Genomic DNA, 20,924 nt, shown 5'->3' on the forward strand with positions numbered 1-20,924 from the left:
GGCAGCAGGGGGCCAAGTGGTTCCCGTAACCCGTACGGGTGAGTTTGGGGTACTTTCCGCAACGAATGGCGGCGCCGGGGCGTGTTCCCGGCCGTACAAGCCATTCGAGAGTGGGGAGTTCGACATGCGAGCACTTCGTACGGCGCTGGTGGCCGGGTCCGTGATCGCCGCCACCGCCGCCCTGACCGGCGCCGCCACCCCGGCGGCCGAGGTGGCGGGGGCGCGGGCGGCGGCCGAGCCGAAGTTCCTGGCCGCCAAGGACCTGCCGCCGCACCCGACGATGTCGTGGAAGGCGGGCAAGATCGTCAAGGGGCTGCCCGAGGACGGCACCTTCTGTCTGGGCAAGCCGTCCGCGGGCAAGTGGGCCGCCCATCGCGACTTCAACACCGAGTCGGACACCTCGGCGAGTCAGCTCACCATCGTCGCGTCGGACGCGACGGCGGCCCGCAAGCTCGCCGAGTCGATGGAGAAGGCCCTCAAGGACTGCGCGCCGGAGTTGGTACGCGACACTCCGGGCAGCATCGGCGGCTGGGACGACCACGGAAAGATCGCGGTCAAGGACGGCGCCCACGCGTACGCGGTCTTCGCCTCTCACCCCAACTCCGAGCCCAGCATCCACGCCTTCGGTGTGGGCCGCAGCGGCAGCACGGTGACCGTGTTCCACTGGGGCCAGATGGGCCATCTTGAGGACGTCCCGGTCACGGCCTTCAAGAACACGACGAAGAAGGCGGTCAACTCGCTCTACTGATCAGCCGCGTCGCCCCCGGTGACGGCGGTGTACGGGCGGGTGGGGCGGCCCGTACACCTTCCCGTCGATGACCACCGGGGGCGATGTACGCAGGAGCCCCCGGCCACCCATCGGTTAGACGAGATTGAGGGCGAACAGCGCGCCCACCCCGCCCAGCAGCATGAACACCGGCATCAGCACCTTGACCTCCACCCAGGCCCCCGCCTTGAAGCGCATCGCCTTCGGCGGGCCGAGGGGGTACCAGCGCTTGCGGCCGATCGGGATGGGCCACAGGACCGGGCAGCCGGAGACCGTCAGCGCGTCGCCGATGTCGTGCACCAGCGCGCCGACGACTATCGGCAGGCCCAGCCAGAGGTACTCCTGCCCGGGGGAGGCGAAGAGCCAGTCCGCGCCGTTGCCCGGCTGGTCGAGGATGCCCGCCAGCATCCACGCGCTGGTGGCGCCCAGCAGCCAGACGAGGATGTCGCTGGAGACCCGGGCGGCCTTCCAGAGCAGGCCCTCCACCGCGAGCACCATATGGACGAAGAGGATGGCGAGGACACCCCAGCGCCCCCCGGCGTACGCCACCGCCGAGGCGCCCGAGCCGATCAGGACCGCCCAGAGCCAGGTGTGGGTCAGGGTGCGGTGGCCGCCCGTCCTGCGGGGGTCGCCGGGCTTGCGGGTGGCCTTGTAGACGGCGAACGACAGCTTGTCGACGACCTCGCAGAGGGTCTTGGACACGGGACCGAAGGCGCGGGAGATCGTCGCCGCCTTGTGGTCGAGGTCGGGGGCGAGGGCGGCGCCCGAGCAGATCAGCGCGCCGACGACCAGTACCGGCCAGGGCATGGCGTGGTCGGCGGCGGCCGCCGCCGCGCCCAGCCCCAGCCAGGCCGCCGCTCCTGACAGAGAGTGTGCCGGTCCCATCATCGTCGTACCCGTCCCGTTGGAGTTGTGGTGAAGCCCACTGTCCTGATGCCCAGTTGACATCGCAGAGTATCGCCCGTGATCTTCTGGCGGACGTCCGGTTCCCGCATCCGGACGGAAGACAGGCAAGATGGGGGTGTGACCCTTATCGATCAGCTGCCGCCGGATGCCGACCCCGATGCCCTCTTCGAGGCTTTCTCCTCCTGGGCCGAGGACAGCGGCATCACCCTCTACCCGGCTCAGGAGGAGGCGCTGATCGAGGTGGTGTCCGGGGCCAATGTGATCCTCTCGACCCCCACCGGCTCCGGGAAGAGCCTGGTCGCGGCGGGTGCGCACTTCACGGCGCTGGCTCAGGACAAGGTCACCTTCTACACCGCGCCGATCAAGGCGCTGGTCTCCGAGAAGTTCTTCGACCTGTGCAAACTCTTCGGCACGGAGAACGTCGGCATGCTGACCGGCGACGCCTCCGTCAACGCGGACGCGCCCGTCATCTGCTGTACGGCCGAGGTGCTGGCGTCCATCGCGCTGCGCGACGGGAAATACGCCGACATCGGTCAGGTCGTGATGGACGAGTTCCACTTCTACGCGGAGCCGGACCGGGGCTGGGCCTGGCAGATCCCGCTGCTGGAACTGCCGCAGGCCCAGTTCATCCTGATGTCGGCCACGCTCGGTGATGTCGCGCGCTTCGAGACCGATCTGACCCGCCGCACCGGCCGGCCCACCTCCGTCGTACGGTCCTCGACCCGGCCCGTACCGCTCACGTACGAGTACCGCCTCACCCCGATCACCGAGACGCTGACGGAGCTGCTGGAGACCCGGCAGGCGCCGGTGTACATCGTGCACTTCACACAGGCCGCCGCCGTGGAGCGGGCGCAGTCGCTGATGAGCATCAACATGTGCACGCGCGAGGAGAAGGACAAAATCGCCGACCTGATCGGCAACTTCCGTTTCACCACCAAGTTCGGCCGGAATCTCTCCCGTTACGTACGGCACGGCATCGGGGTGCACCACGCGGGCATGCTGCCCAAGTACCGGCGGCTGGTGGAGAAGCTCGCGCAGGCGGGTCTGCTGAAGGTGATCTGCGGGACGGACACACTCGGCGTCGGTGTCAACGTCCCCATCCGTACGGTGCTGTTCACCGCCCTCAGCAAGTACGACGGCAATCGCGTACGCACCCTGCGCGCCCGGGAGTTCCACCAGATCGCGGGCCGGGCCGGGCGGGCCGGGTTCGACACCGCCGGGCTGGTCGTGGCGCAGGCGCCGGAGCATGTGGTGGAGAACGAGAAGGCGCTCGCGAAGGCGGGCGACGATCCGAAGAAGCGCCGCAAGGTGGTGCGCAAGAAGGCGCCGGAGGGCTTTGTCGCGTGGTCGGAGACCACCTTCGACAAGCTGATCGACTCCGATCCCGAGCCGCTGACCTCGCGTTTCCGGGTCACCCACACGATGCTGCTGTCGGTGATCGCGCGGCCGGGCAACGCCTTCGAGGCGATGCGCCATCTGCTGGAGGACAACCACGAGCCGCGCAGGCAGCAGCTGCGCCACATCCGGCGGGCGATCGCGATCTACCGTTCGCTGCTGGACGGCGGGGTGGTGGAGCGGCTGGCGGTCCCGGACGCGGAGGGCCGTATCGTCCGGCTGACCGTCGATCTCCAGCAGGACTTCGCGCTCAACCAGCCGCTGTCCACGTTCGCGCTGGCCTCGTTCGAGCTGCTGGACAAGGAGTCGCCGTCGTACGCGCTGGACATGGTGTCGGTGGTGGAGTCCACACTGGACGACCCGCGCCAGATCCTGGCCGCCCAGCAGAACAAGGCGCGCGGCGAGGCGGTCGGCGCGATGAAGGCGGACGGGATCGAGTACGAGGAGCGGATGGAGCGGCTCCAGGAGGTCACGTACCCGAAGCCGCTCGAAGAGCTGCTCGTCCACGCGTACAACGTCTACCGGACGAGCCACCCGTGGGTGGGTGACCACCCGGTCTCGCCGAAGTCCGTGATCCGGGACATGTACGAACGGGCCCTGTCCTTCACGGAGTTCACGTCCCACTACGAGCTGGCCCGGACCGAGGGCATTGTGCTGCGCTATCTGGCGGGCGCGTACAAGGCGCTGGAACACACTATTCCGGATGATCTCAAGTCGGAGGACCTGGAGGATCTGACGGCCTGGCTGGGCGAGATGGTCCGGCAGGTCGACTCCAGTCTGCTGGACGAGTGGGAGCAGCTGGCCAACCCCGAGATCGAGACCGCCGAGGAGGCGCGGGAGAAGGCCGACCAGGTCAGGCCGGTCACCGCCAACGCGCGGGCCTTCCGGGTGCTGGTGCGCAACGCGATGTTCCGCCGGGTGGAGCTGGCCGCGCTGGACCGCTTCTACGATCTGGGCGAGCTGGACAACGAGTCCGGCTGGGACGCGGACCGGTGGGGCGAGGCCATGGACGCGTACTGGGACGAGTACGAGGATCTGGGTACGGGCCCGGACGCGCGCGGGCCGAAGCTGCTGGCCATCGAGGAGGACCCGGCGCACGGCCTGTGGCGGGTCCGGCAGACCTTCGCCGACCCCAACGGCGACCACGACTGGGGCATCAGCGCGGAGGTCGACCTCGCGGCCTCCGACGCGGAGGGCCTGGCGGTCGTGCGCGTCACAGCGGTCGGTCAGCTCTGAGCGCGATCGGGCGGCTCTGAGCACCACACGAACGGGAGCATGAGGCACATGACGAACCCTGCCGAGAGACTGGTGGATCTGCTCGATCTGGAGCGGATCGAGGTCGATATCTTCCGGGGGCGCAGCCCCGAGGAATCCCTTCAGCGGGTCTTCGGCGGCCAGGTGGCGGGCCAGGCGCTCGTCGCGGCCGGCCGGACGACCGACGGCGAGCGCCCGGTGCACTCGCTGCACGCGTACTTCCTGCGCCCGGGGCGGCCCGGTGTGCCGATCGTCTACCAGGTCGAACGGGTCAGGGACGGACGGTCGTTCACCACCCGGCGGGTGACCGCCGTGCAGCAGGGCCGCACGATCTTCAATCTGACGGCGTCCTTCCACCGCCCGGAGGAGGGCAGCTTCGAGCACCAGCTGCCGCCCCGGCTGGAGTTCCCCGACCCCGAGTCGCTGCCGACGCTCTCCGACGAGGTACAGGCCCATCTGGGCGCGCTGCCCGAGCCGCTGGAGCGGATGGTACGGCGCCAGCCCTTCGACATCCGGTACGTGGACCGGCTGCGCTGGACCCGCGAGGAGATCGAGGGCGCGGACGCCCGCAGCGCGGTGTGGATGCGCGCGGTGGGTCCCCTGGGCGACGACCCGCTGGTGCACACCTGCGCGCTGACGTACGCGAGCGACATGACCCTGCTCGACGCGGTACGCATCCCCATCGAACCGCTCTGGGGCCCACGCGGCTTCGACATGGCGTCACTGGACCACGCGATGTGGTTCCATCACCCGTTCCGCGCCGACGAGTGGTTCCTGTACGACCAGGAGTCACCGATCGCGACGGGCGGCCGGGGGCTGGCCCGGGGGCGGATCTACAACCGGGAGGGGCAGTTGCTGGTCTCGGTGGTACAGGAGGGGCTCTTCCACAAGCTGACCGGCTGAACCAGGCTCTGCGAACGGCACGCGCTGTCCGCCGCTCCGCGAGGCGCGGGACGGCGGACAGCGCGGGAGAACGGAGCTGCCCGCCCCGTGTCGTCACATGTCGAGTCCCGCGCACTGCAGGAGCACCGGCTCCAGGCGCAGCTGCGAGCCGTCACGGTCGAACACCTGGAGGGCGTCGAGGCAGGCGAAGCACCAGGCTGCCTCCTCCTCGTCCCCGGTACGGTAGGCGATGGCGGTCAACACGGCCTCCCGGTCGACCGATTCCCCGCCCAGCTCCGCGACGACGGACCGGTAGCCCGCCGCGAGCACAGGATCCGTGTACACCCCGGTGGCGTCGAGGAAGACACGGGCCGCTGAGCGGTCCGTGAGCATGTCTGCCAGCCGTCGGAGAACCTCTTCGGGGTCACCGAGCTCGCCGTGCAACCGGTGCGCACGGTCGACGAGGATGGGCCATCCGCCCGTCAGCGCGTGAAGCCGGTCCAGTCGTTCGCCCGTGGTGAACAATTCAACGGCCTGCGCCCAGCCTCGCAGGCTTCGGCGGTCGTGCCGGCGCAGCACCACGGGAGCCGCGGCGGTCCGCTCCCGGCCCGTCAGCAGGTCGCGCCACAGGTCCAGTTGGCCGTCGTCGGTCACGATCACAACAGCGCGGGTGACCCCGGGGGTGCTGGGCAGCAGGGTGTCGGCCTGGTCGACCGCCTTGCGGTAGGTCTCCGGCTTGGCCGGGTTGTCGAAACCGGCGAAATCGCTGATGATCACCCGTCGTTCGCGGGGACGTCCCCCGGTGAGCTCCTGCTTGAAGACACTGGGTTTGCCGACGGGCGGCAGCTCCCAGTCGGCGATGCGTCCGGCGACGGCTCGCAGGGTGTCGCTCACATCGGTGATTCCGGTGGCCGCGGTGCCCAGGACCACCCTTGTCTGGTTGGCCCGAGCGCCAAGGAGATCGTCCAGCTGGGAGAAGGTGAGCGGCGCGGACCTGCCGTCGGACAGCTCAGGGCGCCCCTCCAGCACGATGCTCTCGCCCAGCTCGCAGTCCTGTTCGGCTCTCAGCAGCCGGGCCTCGACCTCGTGTGGCGTTCCGATCATGCGCAACGCGTTCGGACCGCGCAGATGCCAGCCCTGGCCGTCATGGTTGGGCGCCAAAACACCCAGCCCCACCATCTCGGAGAGATAGGCGCGGAACCCCTCGGTGTCGAGTTGCGCGAACCCCTCGCGCCACCAGGTCTCGCACCACTCACGTAGTTCGGCGTCACTCAACCGTACTTCCAGGCCGTGGTGCCGCGCCTGATACGCCAGCACATTGGCGATCACGTCGTACCGGTGGTCCAGGCTCAGCGTCTCTGTGAAGGCCGCCGAGATACCCGTCCTGAGGGTGGTGTCCGACTCGACGGCCTCGATGTCGGCGGCCTGTACCGTGTAGGGCGGTCCCTCGGCACCGCGCCGCGCCCGCTTGCGGTGCATCAGTTCGACGAGCCGATGGCCGAACATCTGCAGCAGGAAGGGCTGGTACGAGCAGTAGCCGAGGACCCTGTTCACCAAGTCCACATCGCCGAACTCGAAGCCGAGCGCCCGCATGGGCTCGACCAGGAGATCGGCGGCGAACTGCGGAGCGAGCGGGCCGATCACCTTCGGGGTCTGCGCGAGATGCCCGAACGGTCCATTGCTCGCGAGCTTGGAGAATCGCTGTACGGAGTGCAGGCCGGCGAAGACGACCTTCGCCCGGTCCTTGGTGTCGGACCCGAGCCCCTTCAGCTTCTTGGTCTGGGCGAAGCGAGGGGCGTCCGCCTCGAAGAACTGGTCGCACTCGTCAAGAAGGATCAGCAGCCGGCGCCGGGAGTCCTCGTCGAGCCAGTGACCGATGCCCTCACGTACGCGATCGAAGCGGTCCTTCTGCGACTTGCGGCCCTGAGGCCGGCCCAGCACCTGGGCATCGGTCAGTTCCCGGTCCAGGACACTCCACAGGGCCTCCGGCCCGAGGGAGCTTCCCTTGCCGATGTTCTCCTGGTCCAGGTTCACGTACACCGACTGGTGGAACCCGGGGCGCTGCTCCATGAAGCGTTCCCCGGCGTCGCTGAGCAACGCTGATTTGCCCAGGCCGCGGCCACCGTAGATGACCTGAGTGCCCTGCGGGTCGAGGATGCTCTTGCGTTCCGCGTCCCGCCCGTAGAACATTTCCCCGCCGATCCGGCCGCGCTTCTCCCTGATGTACGGGTTGACGCCGGAGAACGGCAACAACGTCTGTGTGGCCGTGCTGACCTGCCGGTTACCACGGGCCGCGAGGTAGGCCAGGGCGGCGTCGTCCACAACGAGCAGCGGCTGCAGACGGTCGGACCCGGCGGCGAGTTCGGCGCGGGCCTCCCGGCCGAGGGTGCCGAAGTAGACGACCAGAAGACTGGTCTCGCTGGGATCCCTGGACGCCAGGCTCATGACCACCTTGGCGGGCGGTCGGCCCCAGAGCATGAGCACGCGGAGGGTGCCGCCCTGCTCCTTGATCTGCGATCCGAAGGCCGGCACCTTGGCCCGGCCGTTGATCTCCACGCCGGTCGCTTCGAAGAAGCGGTACTCGCGCCGGTGCGGCGACAGCCCTTCCAGCGGCCGGGCGCTCTTGGCGTCGTAGCCCAGGAGCTTCAGGGCCGGGAGCAACTGCCGCCGGGCGGAGGCGTTGGGACGGTCCTTCGGTTCGGTGGCGCCCAGCTCGCGCCAGTCGTTCAGGGCGTCCGCCGCGAGTGCCGCCTCGTCACTGGAGAGGTTTCCGTAGTCCAGGACGGGAACGCCCGGGTGCTTCCCGCCGGAGCGGACCATCGCGATGAGTTCGTGGTCGATGCCCTTGGGCAGTCCGTCGGGCACGACAGGAAAGAACTCGGTCAGATGGGACTCGCCCGCGTCGATCTCCGGGACGGGTTCGCCGATCTCCAGGAAGTAGACGAGGTCCGCGGCGGTCGCCAGGCCGCCGGTGTCCAGGTGCCGCAGGACCTGTGCCCGTTCCTCCTCTCCGAGGTCCAGTGCGTCGAGCCGGGCGCGGATCCGGTCGGTCGCTTCCTGACGGTACGCGGGCAAGTCCACCCGTACCGTGTCCAATGCCCGCCGTACGGCGATCAGTTCACGCTGGCCGGTGTCGTCGTCGAGGTGGGTGCACGCGTCGGCCAGCAGCTCCTGGAGCCTCAGATCCTGGTCATCCGTCACAGCGCTGTCGGCCTGGGCCCGGCGCAGCTCCGCGACGAGTTCGTCGTGCGCCGCGCGCAGAGCCGTACGCCGCGTTGCTTCCAGCTCGTCGATCTCGGCGCTCTTCCGCGGGCCGAACACCGCACTGTCCGAGCCCCGCAGCGCTCCTTTCGCCGCCAGCTCCACCAGAGTGCGGGCCGCCGTGAACGCGTCGCGAGCGAGCCGCTCGGACAGCGCCTCCTCCCAGCCGCGCTCCACAGCGATCAGGAGCAGATCGAGCGAGGGCTGCTCCCCGATGGTGTCGCAGACCTTGAGCAACTCCGCGTCCAGGACGAGTTCGGCATCGGCTCCGCCGCCGGGGGGCGCGGTGCCCGCTCCGTCGGACAACAGGACGAAGAGCTCCTCCATGGCGCTGCGCGCCGCCCACGCGGTCGCGGTGGCGACAGTGCCGGGGCGGCTCGCCAGGTGTTCGAGCTCCACCAGGACGTCGTCGCGCCGGGCCAGCACCGACTGGCGCAGGGACGAGATCTCCTTGGCGGCCCGGTTCCCGTCCGACCGGTCGCCCCTGCGGACCCCTTCGACCGCCAGACACCAGTCCTTGGCCAAAACGGTGGCCCGCTCGACGACATGGACCAGGTCACGCCGTCCGGAACCCTGAAGCGGTTTGCCGCTGGACGAACGGTACGTGCGGTCCATGCGGTCGATCTCGGCGTTGATCTCGGAGAGTTTCGAGAGGCGTTCCACCTCCCCCCGGACCGTCGGCAGAGCGTCCCGGTCATCGTTGATCACCACCGTGAGCATCGATCCGAGCAGCCCGTCTCCGGGAACCAGCCATCGTTTGGCGATGGCTGTCGCCCTGGCGAACCGGAGGCGCTGCGGCGCGATGAGGACGGCACACTGTTCGCGAAGGTCCCGCAGCCGGGCCTCGGTCTCGGAGACGTCGGCGATGACGACCAGCGGCGGGGCGATCATCAGGGCCCCGCTGAGCGCACGGTCCGCGACGGCGGTCGCCACTTCTCCCAGCGCGCCCGGCAGCCGGTTCACCATGTCCTTGAGCTGAGCACCTGCCACATGGTCTCCGGTCACCAGAGCCGCACGCAACAGAGCCGGGAACAGCACGAGTTCGCCGGCCTCCGAGTCCCGGCCGACGAATCCGCCCTGCCGCTGGAGCAGGTCGGTGACCAGCCGGGTGCCGCGGCCTGCACCGGAGCCGAGCAGCGCGGCCGCGCCGGCCAGCCGGAGCGCCGTCACCTGGGAATCAGGGCGCCCCGCGGCCCGCGCCACATGGTGCGCGAGCCCGAACCGCCGCTCCTCGATCAGCCGGGCCAGGGCCCGCTCAGCCGCCGCGTCGTCGCCGTCCGGCACGTCGCCGATGGGCTCGGGCCCGGTGTCGGACGTGGGCGTGACCTCTTCGCCCATAGCCGGCGGGGCCGGCAGGGGCACCGCGTCCGGCGCATCCGCGGAGAGTGCTTCGGGGGTGGCCGGGGCGGAGTGGGTGATCGCTTCCGGTTCCGCGTCGGGCCGGGGGCCGGTGAGCCCGGCGGGCTCGTCAGTGGTGTCTTCAACGGGGCGGTCGTTGGGTCTCTCGACCGGCTCCTCGGCCGGGGCCGTGACCGGTCGCTCGTCCGCCACCGGGACAGTCTCCCGTCCGGCGGCGGCCTCCCGCGCCTCGCCGGACGGCAGGGTGGCCGCGGCGCTTCGCTCCGCGGCCGGCGCCCCGGACTCGTCGGGTTCGGGCACGGTGCTGCCCACTACCGGTTCGGGCAGCGTCAGTTCGCGTACGAACACCGCCGCCGGGACACATGCGGGGAGTACGCGCACGATCTGCGCCTGAAGGGCCAAAGTCTCCGCCATGGCATCCGTCCGTCGCACCAACCGGACAAGGGCGGCCAACTCGGTGAGCAACGTGCCTTCCTGGCGTTCCCGCTCCGCCCACACCGACATATCCAGGAGCCGCTGGGCGGCGGCGCTCACGGCCTGGGCGGCGGAGGCGACAGCGGGGTCGTCCGTCCGGCAGCCAATGGAGACCAGTTCCCTCAGTGTCTCCCGCACGACGCGATCGTGGTCGCGAGCCACCCGGTACGACCGCGCGACCCTCGCCATGTCCTCCAGTCGTAGCGTCTCCACAACGATGTCCACCGCGTCGAACACGGTCCGGGCGCTGTCGAAGAGCCCTCTCAGCCGGGTCAACGGCATGAGGTCGTCCTCGGCAGGAGGGCGCCCGTCCCCGACCGCCGCGGTGACGCGCCGGGCGGCCGGCAGAGCCTCCGCGAGTGCGCACTCCAGCCTTCGGCAGGCATCTTCCGGGTCCGACGCGGTCCGGTCCCGGGTGCCGTCCGACGGCGCGGCGGGCGGGTTCGGTACGGCGACGTCGGCTCCCGGCCGGTCAGCACCGGAGGACGGGCCGTCGGTCGGGGCGGGCCGCGGCTTCTCACGCCCGGGACCGCCCAAGACCTCGGGGGCGCCAAGGGAGAAGTCCGGGTACGCCTCCACCACGGAGCGCGCGGCGGCACGCACGGCGTCGAGCCTTCGCTTCTCCGCCGGGTCCGACGCCGTTTCGAACCAGTCCCGCTCCGCTGCCCAAACGATGACATACGCGTCCGCGACCGATGCGTTGCACCAAGCGAATACAGCCGTCCGGATCAATGGCGCGCCCCACCGGGAAACGGGATCGGAGACAGCGTCGCCGTCTTCGGCGAAGGCGGCCGTCCCGACATCCCGCATCACGGTATGGGTGAGTGTCCTGACACCACAGACACACGAGTTCTGCCGTGCCTCGCGCCGCAGCCTGGAAAGGACGTCCCTGCACAGAGCGCTGCCGGCACGTCGGGGAGCCGCCATACGGATCCCCAGGCTTCCGAGCAGTGCCTGTCGGTCTTTGGGCGGAAGGGAGTTGAAGGCCAGTTCCACCGAGCCGACCTTCAGGTCGTCCAGGGCGGCGGCGGCCGGTTGCTCCAAGGCGCTGAGTGTCTCGGTCAGAGCTTCGAGACGCTCGACCGACACGCCCTTCGGAGACAACGGCGGCTCCGAGATGACGTGGTAGCGGTTCTGCATACGTGCGTGCTCCGTTCGGTGGTGGGTTCCGTGTGAGCGGTCCTGCCGGAAGGGTCAGTGGCCGCGGGTGTGCTGGGTCACGAACGTGTAGCCGTCGGGCAGTTCCCAGCCGTCGGCCTTGCCGAGCCTGCGGCAGTGCTCCAGAAAGGCGGCCCGCTGTGCTTCGCTCGGAGAACACCCGGGCAGCAGACGGCGCAGATGGCCGGGTACGTACTGCACACCGCGCATCCGCTCGGCCGTCGGCCCGGTGCCGCCCCAGGGCCTTATCACCCTCGTCACGGCCGGCCGATACCGAATGAGCGGTATCGGCCGCTCCCCTGAGCGCGCGGGGAAGTGTGGTCGGCCGTTGGCGTCACGGCTGCCGACGGCTGTCTCGAGGAGCCGTCCACTGAGGAGTTGGGCCACCGCCGCCTCCAGTTCGGCGGAGTGTGTTCGGGGCGGCCAACGACCGTAGACGGCGAAAGGCAGCCAGGAGCGGTCGAGCAGTGCATGGCCGTCCGGTGTCAGCAGCCCGCAGCGGCGGACTGTACGCATCACCAGTGGTCCGGGCCTCAGACCGACCGACGTGTCGCCGCCGCGGCCACTGCCCGGCGCGTCCTCCCGGGTGAGAACACACGGGTCGTAACAGTGCTCGATGACGCGGTCGTCGACCCGTACCGGCCGGTCCAGCCGGACGGTGACCACCCGCATGACCCGGCCGCCGCGCGGCCAGTGGAGCTCAAGGACCATACCGGGGAAGAAGTCGTGGGGCCAGACCACACCGGTCAGGCGGCCCTTTCCGTCATCGAGTTCCGCGAGGGCGCGCTGAACAGCTTCACTGTCGTCGAGGGCGCCTCCGGGGTGGTCGAGTTCGAGCCGTATGACGGGCCGTCCACCGCAGGTCGTGCGCAGTTCCTCGGCGATGAGCGAGGGCAGCGGAAGACAGCCGTCGATGAGTGAGGCCAGGCGCAGCGGAAGTCGGCAGACGATCTCGTCCGCACCGGACCGCAGCAGCTCGCTCTCGCCGAGGAGTGCTCCGTCCGGGAGAGGAGAGTCGACCGGCTCCGGATCGTTGGCCGTCGGTGTCGTGGAGGCCCATCCCCGTCCGGCCGGGGCCAAGGGATCCCCCGTGCCTTCCGTGTCGCCCGGGTAGTGGGAACGCCAGACACCCCCTCCTTCGAAGGCATCGTCGAGTGTGACCCGAGTGCCGTTCCTGAACAGACCCTGTTCACTGTCGCGTTGAACAACGTCGGCGAGCGTGATGTTCGCCCGGCACACCGCCGCGGCGTACTCGACACCCTTGAGCAGGTCCTGGGCTCCGGGAAAGGCCCGCAGTCGGGGCCCGACCGCGGTGTGTACGGTGACCGGCGCGGCCAGCCCGTAGCGGCGCCGTGACGGACCGGCCGCGTGTTCCACGGCGGCCGCGAGGCTCCTCAAGTCGTCACCGCCGAGGGGGCCCTTGTCGCGCCAGCAGGCCGCGAGTGCCTGCCGGGGCATGGCGTACGGGCCCCACATCCGCAGCAGTTCGCCGGAGGAGAGGACACGGCGCACGGTGTCGAGCAGACGTAACAGACCGGCGCGGAGTCTGTGGTCCTCCGTGCTGCCCACGAGTTCACCGATGGACACGGGGACGAAGGGGCTGAGGAGTTGCGCTCGTGCGCTCGTCAGCAAATAGTCCGCATAGGCGGTCAGGTCATCACACCGTGCCGCTTCCCGGGACGGGTAGCACGCTTGGATGACGACGTGCCCCTGCTCATTGATCCAGCGCTGATGAGCGCGCAAGCGGTTGAGCTGGGCAGACGAAGGACTCAGTCCCGGACCGAAGGCATGCGGGTCCGGGACCAGGAGTTCCCGCCGCCGCGGCGAGGTGTCCTCCCCCGGCCGGCCCGGGCCTTCCGCACCCGCCGGAGCGCCGGACACCCAGGCCGGTACGTCACCGAAGGCTCCCGCCTCCGGGTGGGCGCCTTCCTTGTAAACAATCTCGGCGTAGAGGGGGTCCGCCCCTGTGGTGATACGCACCATGGCGCCGACGGGGAGGGCCGGGGCGCGTTCGCCGAGTGTGACCTCGGGAAAGTCGTCGAGGCGCAGTGGGCTGCGGCCGTAGCCATCGCCGTCGAGGTCGTAACCGAAGTACACGACGTTGAAGGCGACGGCGGCGTGTACCGGCGTACGGCGTGCCGCGACGACCGCTTCCAGATACCGCAGCAACCGCTCCCGCTCCACGGGCGGTACGGCATCGTGGCCCTCGCACATGGCAGCGGTCAGCAAAGGATGTTGACCGTACGGATCCGGCACCTCGGGTGCGGTCGGGTCCGGCTGCCGGAACTCCGGCGGCCTGTCGACGCGTTCCCCGCTCTCCTGATACTCCGTCACATAGCTCTGTTGCTCTCCGGCCGGTCCCCCAAGTTCCTTGACGGCTGCTGGTCCCCGCGGATTTCCACGCATGTCACCTCCGCCGCACCACAGGCCGCACTGACCCACATGCGGTACTTCACGCAGGCTATGCCTGTCTGCCGCTCTCCGACCATGTTTTCGCCAACTTTCCCCCTCTTGACGCCACGTCATCCGGCAGTTCCGGGCACTTGCGCAGCCAGGTGGTGAGTGCCCACCACCAGTGGAGGGTGCTCAGGGGTTCGGGCGGGGTGTCGGTCAGGGATTCGCCGGTGATCCGGTGGAGTCTGCCGAGGCGGTAGCGGACGGTGTTGGGGTGGGTGAACAGGCTGGCGGCGGTGCGGTCGAGGCGGCGGCCGTGGTCGAGGAATGTCACTGCGGTGAGGGCCAGTTGGCGGTGGAAGCCGTCCGTGTGGTCCAGGGAGCCGAGCAGGCGGTCGCTGAGCCAGGTTCCCAGCAGGGGCTGGCCATCGAGGGCGATCTCGGCGGCGAAGGCGGTGAGGTCGTGGGGTCCGCGCAGCCCATGGCGGCCGGCGATGTCCAGGGCCCGCAGGCAGAGCCGGTACGCCGGGCGGAGGCCGTCGAGGGGGGCGGCCGGGGCGGTCACGGCCAGTGGGCCGGCGGCGGGCCAGGTGTCCCCGGGCGCGCGGGGGCACAGGCCCACCGTGTGTCCGTCGATCACACCGAAGACACCGCCCACGGCCCCGGGGACCGCCACAGCACCGCCGAAGACACCGCCCACGGCCCCGCCCGGCGTCGGGGCGGTGGTGGCCGCGACGAGGCAGTGGTAGGTGCCGCCGGGGCGGAGGCCCGTCGCGGTCAGCTCGTCGGCGGTCGGGGGCGGGCCGGTCACCAGCAGGCGCCGTAGCAGCGCGGTCCTGGTCTCGGCCGCCGTGGGGGGCGGCGCGGCCAGTTCCACGGCGCGGTATCCGCTGATCACCTGGCGCTCGACCGCGTCCCCGTACTCCTTCAGGAGCAGTACGGCCTTGAGCAGTGAGCCGTCCGGGACCCCGGCGGACCGGCAGCGTTCGACGGTCAGCTCCGCCGCGCGGGTGAGGGCGGCCTGCACCCCGCGCAGCAGGGCGGTCATCGGCACGCCCTGTCCGGCCCGGTCGGCGCCCAGCAGCAGTGCGGCGGCGAGGTCGTGCTCCCCGAGCCGTCCGACGTCGGTGAACCAGTCGCCGGCCGCGGTGACCAGCGCGGCGACATGGCGGCAGCTCTCCGCCTCGCCGAGCCGGGCCACCTCGGGCGAGTGGGTCATGGCGGCGCGGACGAGTTCGCCGCACACATCCGCGTCGGCGGCCATGGCCCGCAGGATTCCGGCGGCCGGCTCGCGTTCCCGCGTGAGGGTCATCCGCGTCGCCCTTCTCCGTACGAGCGCTGTCACCGGCGTACAACGGCGGGGCGGCCACGTTGGCACCCGGCCCCTACCACTGCTCGGTGTCGACCTGATGAGATGTGAGCTACCGCACAGTAACAGCGCCGCTCCCGGGACGGCACCCTCCGTACTCCCCCTCCGGAAGGCATCCGATGGAAAAGCCCGAAGATCCGGCCCTGTTCAGCCGCCGTCGCGCGCTGACGGTGGCCGGTGGTGTGGCCGGCGGCGTGATCGCCGGTGCGAGTGTCCTCTCCCAGGTGACCCCGGCGTTCGCCGCCTCGGCGGCGGCGTCGGACGCGGATGTGATCGTCGTCGGCGGCGGTCTGGCCGGACTCGTCGCGACGGCGGAACTGGCGGACGCCGGGCGCAAGGTGCTGCTGCTGGACCAGGAGCCGGAGACGAATCTGGGCGGGCAGGCGTTCTGGTCGTTCGGCGGGCTCTTCCTCGTCGACTCGGCCGAGCAGCGGCTGATGGGCATCAAGGACACCCGCGAGCTGGCGTGGCAGGACTGGCAGGGCGCGGCCGGCTTCGACCGGGGCACCGGTGAGAAGGGCGGCCAGGACTACTGGGCCTACAAGTGGGCCGAGGCGTATGTGGACTTCGCGGCCGGCGAGAAGCGTTCGTGGCTCTACCAGCAGGGTGTGCGCTGGTTCCCGATCGTGGGCTGGGCCGAGCGGGGCGGCGGTCTGGCGGACGGCCACGGCAACTCCGTACCGCGCTTCCATGTCACCTGGGGCACCGGCCCGGCCGTGATGGAGCCGTTCGAGAAGCGGGTCAGAGCGGCGGCGGCCCGGGGGCTGGTGACGTTCAAGTTCCGGCACCGGGTGGATGAGCTGGTACGGACCGGCGGCGCCGTCACCGGGGTGCGCGGCGCGCTCCTGGAGCCGAGCAACGCCCCGCGCGGGACGCGGAGTTCGCGTACGGTCGTGGGGGACTTCGAGCTGCGCGCGCCGGTGGTGATCGTCACGTCGGGCGGTATCGGCGCCAACCACGACCTGATCCGGCGGAACTGGCCGGCCCGGCTGGGCACACCGCCCGCGGAGATGATCACCGGGGTGCCGGAGTACGTGGACGGCCGGATGCTCGCGATCACCGAGCGCGCGGGCGGCCGTATCGTCAACCCCGACCGGATGTGGCACTACACCGAGGGGCTGCGCAACTACGCCCCGATCTGGAACAAGCACGGCATCCGGATCCTGCCGGGCCCCTCGTCGCTCTGGCTGGACGCCACGGGCAAGCGGTTCGCCGCGCCCGATCTCCCCGGCTACGACACACTCTCCACACTCAAGGCGATCACCGACACCGGGTACGACTACTCGTGGTTCGTGACGACCCAGAAGATCCTGGCGAAGGAGTTCGCGCTGTCGGGCTCCGAGCAGAACCCGGATCTCACCAACAAGAACATCCCGCTGACCCTCGCGCGCATCTGGCAGACGCCGGAGCCGGTCGAGAAGTTCAAGAAGAACGGGGTCGACTTCGTCGTCGCCACCACCCTGGCCGAGCTGGTCGCGGGCATGAACCGGCTGACGGGCGCGGGCCTGATCGATCTGGCCGCTCTCAAGCGGCAGATCGACGCCCGGGACCGGGAGACCGTCAATCCGTATACGAAGGACGCCCAGATCATGGGGATCCGCAACGCGCTGGCCTATCCGGGGGACTTCCTCAGCCGTACCGCGTCGCTGCACAAGATCATGGACCCCGGCGCGGGCCCGCTGATCGCCGTACGGCTGAACATCCTCACCCGCAAGACCCTCGGCGGGCTCCAGACCGATCTGTCGGGCCGGGTGCTGGACGCGGCGGGCGCGCCGGTGCCGGGGCTGTACGCGGCCGGTGAGGTCTCGGGGTTCGGCGGTGGCGGAGTGCACGGCTACCGGTCGCTGGAGGGCACCTTCCTGGGCGGCTGCCTGTTCTCCGGCCGGGCGGCGGGACGCGCCGCTGCCGCGGCCACCGCGACCTGACGCCCCGGGTGGCCACCCCGACCTGACCCGGGGTGGCCACCCGGCCCGCCCCCGGGCGGCGGCGCCGTACGTACGCCGTACTCCGCTCCGTACGCCGTACGGCGCTCAGATGCCGGGGATCGGGTCCTGGTCGGCCTCGCGCCGCCGGGTCCTGATCTCCGGCGCGGGCGGGTGCAGCTTGGCGTCGCAGTCGGGACCGAGGCCGGTACGGCGCGAGGCCGTGCCCCGCAGCGGCCGGCCGCAGAGCCGGCACCGCACCTCGCGGCGGGCGGGGCCGTCGCCGGGCTCGGCCGGGCCTTCGGGTTCGGAGCCGGGCAGCCGGGGCGCGTTCGGGGATGCGTGCACCCCCCACCTCTATCAGCCCGCCCGCCGGCGCGATCACCGGCGGGTCCACAATGAGAGGTGATACGCCGGAAAACGCAGGAACCGAGGAGATCCCCCATGGCTCTGTACGACATTCCGCTGCGCACCCTCACCGGTGAGCCCACGTCCCTGGCCGCCTACGCGGGCAAGGCCGTTCTCGTCGTGAACGTCGCCTCCAAGTGCGGGCTCACCCCGCAGTACGCCGGTCTGGAGCGGCTCCAGAAGAGCTACGGCGACCGGGGCTTCACCGTTCTCGGCGTGCCGTCCAACCAGTTCGCCGGCCAGGAGCCCGGCAGCGCCGAGGAGATCCAGACATTCTGCTCCGCCACGTACGGTGTGAGCTTCCCGCTGCTGGAGAAGACGGACGTGAACGGCGCGGAGCGGCACCCGCTGTACGCGGAGCTGACGAAGGCGGCGGACGCGGAGGGCGCGGCCGGGGACGTGCAGTGGAACTTCGAGAAGTTCCTGCTCTCGCCGCGGGGCGAGGTCGTCGCCCGGATCCGCCCCCGTACGGAGCCGGAGGCCCCGGAGGTCGTCGCGGCGATCGAGGCCCAGCTGCCCGCGTAACCACGGAGCACCGGCCTGCCACACCGGTCGGCGGTCCGGTCAGCGGATCAGCGGATCGGCATGCCCGAGAGGGTACGGGCGATGACCAGGCGCTGGATCTCGCTCGTCCCTTCGAAGATGGTGTAAATGGCGGCGTCGCGGTGCATGCGCTCGACCGGGTACTCACGGGTGAAGCCGTTGCCGCCGAGTATCTGGACGGCCTGGGCGGTGACCTGCTTGGCGGTCTCGCTGGCGTAGAGCTTGGACATCGAGCCCTCCGCCGAGGTGAACGCCTTGCCCGTGGCGGCCATCCACGAGGCGCGCCACACCAGCAGCCGGGAGGCGTCGATCCGGGTGCGCATGTCGGCGAGCTGGAAGGCGATGCCCTGGTTGTCGATGATGGGGCGGCCGAACTGGCTGCGGGTCTTCGCGTAGTCGAGGGCGACCTCGTACGCGGCGCGGGCCGTGCCGACGGCCATGGCGCCGACGGCCGGGCGCGATGCCTCGAAGGTGGCCATGGCGGCGTTCTTGACGCGTTCGCCGCCGTCCGCGCCGGCCGCCGCCGACCGGGCGCGCTCGTGGGCGCGGGCGAGGCGTTCGTCCAGCTTCCGCTTTCCGCCGAGGAGACAGTGGCCGGGTACGCGGACGCCCTCCAGGACGACCTCGGCGGTGTGCGAGGCGCGGATGCCGTGCTTCTTGAACTTCTGGCCCTGGGAGAGTCCGGGGGTGCCGGGCGGGACGATGAAGGAGGCGTGGCCCTTCGAGCCCAGCGCGGGGTCGACGACGGCGACCACGACATGGACGTTGGCTATCCCGCCGTTGGTCGCCCAGGTCTTGGTGCCGTTGAGGACCCACTCGTCCTTGGCCTCGTCGTACACCGCGCGGGTGCGCATGGCGGAGACGTCGGAGCCGGCGTCGGGCTCCGACGAGCAGAAGGCGGCGAGCTTCACATCGTCGGGGGTGCCGTACATCTGCGGGATCCAGGTGCCGATCTGCTCCTCGGTGCCGTTGGCGAGGACGCCGACGGCCGCCAGGCCCGTACCGACGATGGACAGGGCGATGCCGGCGTCACCCCAGAACAGCTCCTCCATGGCCACCGGGATGGAGAGTCCGGTGGGGTCGAAGTACTGCTGGGCGTAGAAGTCGAGCGAGTAGATGCCGACCTTGGCGGCTTCCTGGATGACCGGCCAGGGGGTCTCCTCACGCTCGTCCCACTCGGCGGCGGCCGGACGGATGACGTCCGCGGCGAAGCCGTGCAGCCAGTCGCGCACCTGCTTCTGGTCGTCGTTGAGATCGAGCGTGAACTCGGCCATGTTCCCTCCAGCACTGCGTCGAACAGATTATGTTACTTGCGGTAACAGCAGTCTGTTACTCGCAAGTAGGCGATGTCAACCAGCCACCTTTCGATCAGCATTGACGGCCGGTGGGGTGTTACGTTGCCCGGACGTGGGGCAACGCGGTCGCCGCCACGGGAGGCGGACGTACGGGCGGGGAGAGCGCACCTATGGAGAGCACACAGCAGGCCGAGCAGCAGCGCGCGGCCCGGCAGCGGCGCCGCCAGCTGCTGGAGGCCGCCGACCGGGTGGTGCTCCGCGACGGCCCGCACGCCTCCATGAACGCCATCGCCGCCGAGGCGGGAATCACCAAGCCGATCCTCTACCGGCACTTCGGTGACAAGGGCGGACTGTACCGGGCCCTCGCCAAACGCCATACCGACGCCCTGCTGGACGCGCTGCGGGCCGCGCTCGACGCCCCGGCCGAGCGCCGCGAGCGCGTCGAGGCCACGCTCGACACGTACCTCGCCGCGATCGAGGCCCGGCCCCAGGTGTACCGCTTCCTGATGCACCCCGCGGAGGACACCCAGCCGCCCGAACACGGCCCGGAGCAGGGCTTCGACGTGGGCCGCCACTCGGCCCCGCTGCTGCGCCGGCTGGGCGAGGAGCTGGCCCAGGTCATCGCGGAACGCGTCGACCTCGGCCCGGACACCGAGGGGCTCGCCCGCGTCTGGGGCCATGGCATCGTCGGCATGATGCACGGCGCCGGCGACTGGTGGCTCGGCGAACGCCCCTGCTCGCGGGCCCAGTTGGTGCGCAGCCTGGCGGATCTGCTGTGGGGACGGCTGGCGGCGGTCGACGACCGCGCGGGCGGACCCGGGTTCTGAACGGCCGCCGCCATGTACGGGATCTCAGAGGTGGAGACAGCGGAGGAACGGGACGGGACGGCCCTACGGACCCCACACAGGCCCTTGGCCCGCCCACGGCGCCCGCGCCGCCGTCCGCAGCACTTTGGCGCGCCGCCGGCCCGTCAGCCGGTCGGGGTAGACCAGGCCCGCCAGATGGTCGCTCTCGTGCTGGAGGCAGCGCGCGAAGAAGCCGGTCCCCTCCACCCGTACGGGCGCGCCGTCCCGGGTGACGCCCTCCACCACCGCGTGATCGGCCCGCTCGGTGCCCGCCTCGATGCCCGGCAGCGACAGACAGCCCTCCGGGCCGCGCAGCACGATGCCGTCCGTCACGGCCGGCGCCGGGTTGACGACATGTCCGAGGTGGCGGAGGTCCTCGTCGTCCGGGCAGTCGTACACGAACACCCGCAGCGGCACCCCGATCTGATTGGCCGCGAGGCCGACACCCCCGGCGGCGTACATCGTCGCGTACAGGTCCTCGATCAGTTCCGCGAGGGCGGGACCGAAGTCGGTGACGGGCTCACAAGGGGTGTGCAGAACGGAATCTCCGAGCTTTCTGATGGCTCGTACCCGCCCGGAACTGCCGGGGATCGAACGGTTTCGCATACCGCTCAGGGTACGGTCCACACCAACCCTCGCCTTGTGCCCGGTGCCGCGGTTCGGGCCCCTGGCCGGATCTCGATAGGCTGACCC

Annotated in this window: 13 protein-coding genes; 6 read left to right on the plus strand and 7 right to left on the minus strand. The window is 70.6% G+C overall.

Features of this window, described 5'->3' with window-relative positions; all coding sequences use genetic code 11:
- Window positions 1-124: 124 nt before the first annotated feature.
- Entirely contained in the window at window positions 125-748 is a 624-nt protein-coding gene (locus tag DVK44_RS01870) for a hypothetical protein (protein ID WP_162793628.1), read from the plus strand.
- Between the two features lie 114 nt (window positions 749-862).
- On the opposite strand, the gene DVK44_RS01875 is transcribed toward DVK44_RS01870, so the two are convergent.
- Entirely contained in the window at window positions 863-1,654 is a 792-nt protein-coding gene (locus DVK44_RS01875; RefSeq protein ID WP_114658007.1) for a metal-dependent hydrolase, read from the minus strand.
- A 75-nt stretch (window positions 1,655-1,729) separates the two neighbouring features.
- Between DVK44_RS01875 and DVK44_RS01880 the strand changes: the two genes are divergently transcribed.
- Both DVK44_RS01880 and DVK44_RS01885 read left to right on the plus strand, forming a co-directional pair.
- Entirely contained in the window at window positions 1,730-4,303 is a 2,574-nt protein-coding gene (locus DVK44_RS01880) for a DEAD/DEAH box helicase (RefSeq protein WP_114658008.1), read from the plus strand.
- A 48-nt stretch (window positions 4,304-4,351) separates the two neighbouring features.
- Complete coding sequence (locus DVK44_RS01885; protein ID WP_114658009.1) at window positions 4,352-5,224, plus strand: acyl-CoA thioesterase; 873 nt, start codon at window positions 4,352-4,354, stop codon at window positions 5,222-5,224.
- Window positions 5,225-5,317: 93 nt separating this feature from the next.
- Here DVK44_RS01885 and DVK44_RS01890 read toward each other — a convergent pair whose 3' ends face one another.
- From DVK44_RS01890 to DVK44_RS01900, 3 genes are read right to left on the minus strand one after another with little or no spacing between them, the layout of a single operon-like run.
- Window positions 5,318-11,437, minus strand: coding sequence for a hypothetical protein (locus DVK44_RS01890; RefSeq protein WP_114658010.1), 6,120 nt, complete (start codon window positions 11,435-11,437; stop codon window positions 5,318-5,320).
- A 54-nt stretch (window positions 11,438-11,491) separates the two neighbouring features.
- Complete coding sequence (locus DVK44_RS01895) at window positions 11,492-13,861, minus strand: hypothetical protein (protein WP_228446951.1); 2,370 nt, start codon at window positions 13,859-13,861, stop codon at window positions 11,492-11,494.
- 55 nt (window positions 13,862-13,916) lie between these two features.
- Window positions 13,917-15,161 carry a PucR family transcriptional regulator gene (locus DVK44_RS01900; RefSeq protein ID WP_114658011.1) on the minus strand — a complete coding sequence of 415 codons (1,245 nt, stop codon included), beginning with the start codon at window positions 15,159-15,161 and terminating at the stop codon, window positions 13,917-13,919.
- Window positions 15,162-15,337: 176 nt separating this feature from the next.
- Here DVK44_RS01900 and DVK44_RS01905 point away from each other — a divergent pair, with 176 nt between their 5' ends.
- Window positions 15,338-17,143 carry an FAD-binding dehydrogenase gene (locus DVK44_RS01905; protein ID WP_114658012.1) on the plus strand — a complete coding sequence of 602 codons (1,806 nt, stop codon included), beginning with the start codon at window positions 15,338-15,340 and terminating at the stop codon, window positions 17,141-17,143.
- A 105-nt stretch (window positions 17,144-17,248) separates the two neighbouring features.
- Here the strand turns inward: DVK44_RS01905 and DVK44_RS01910 are convergent, their stop codons facing one another.
- Complete coding sequence (locus DVK44_RS01910) at window positions 17,249-17,461, minus strand: DUF6011 domain-containing protein (RefSeq protein ID WP_114627035.1); 213 nt, start codon at window positions 17,459-17,461, stop codon at window positions 17,249-17,251.
- A 123-nt stretch (window positions 17,462-17,584) separates the two neighbouring features.
- Here DVK44_RS01910 and DVK44_RS01915 point away from each other — a divergent pair, with 123 nt between their 5' ends.
- Entirely contained in the window at window positions 17,585-18,073 is a 489-nt protein-coding gene (locus tag DVK44_RS01915; RefSeq protein ID WP_114658013.1) for a glutathione peroxidase, read from the plus strand.
- A gap of 47 nt (window positions 18,074-18,120) precedes the next feature.
- Here DVK44_RS01915 and DVK44_RS01920 read toward each other — a convergent pair whose 3' ends face one another.
- Window positions 18,121-19,365 carry an acyl-CoA dehydrogenase family protein gene (locus tag DVK44_RS01920; protein WP_114658014.1) on the minus strand — a complete coding sequence of 415 codons (1,245 nt, stop codon included), beginning with the start codon at window positions 19,363-19,365 and terminating at the stop codon, window positions 18,121-18,123.
- A gap of 191 nt (window positions 19,366-19,556) precedes the next feature.
- On the opposite strand from DVK44_RS01920, the gene DVK44_RS01925 reads away from it, so the two are divergent.
- Entirely contained in the window at window positions 19,557-20,213 is a 657-nt protein-coding gene (locus DVK44_RS01925; protein ID WP_114658015.1) for a TetR family transcriptional regulator, read from the plus strand.
- A gap of 63 nt (window positions 20,214-20,276) precedes the next feature.
- Here the strand turns inward: DVK44_RS01925 and def are convergent, their stop codons facing one another.
- The gene (def, locus tag DVK44_RS01930) at window positions 20,277-20,837 is read right to left on the minus strand and encodes a peptide deformylase (RefSeq protein WP_114664841.1); all 561 of its coding nucleotides are present in this window, start codon (window positions 20,835-20,837) and stop codon (window positions 20,277-20,279) included.
- Between the last annotated feature and the right edge of the window lie 87 nt (window positions 20,838-20,924).

Source organism: Streptomyces paludis, from assembly GCF_003344965.1.
Classification (GTDB): domain Bacteria; phylum Actinomycetota; class Actinomycetes; order Streptomycetales; family Streptomycetaceae; genus Streptomyces; species Streptomyces paludis.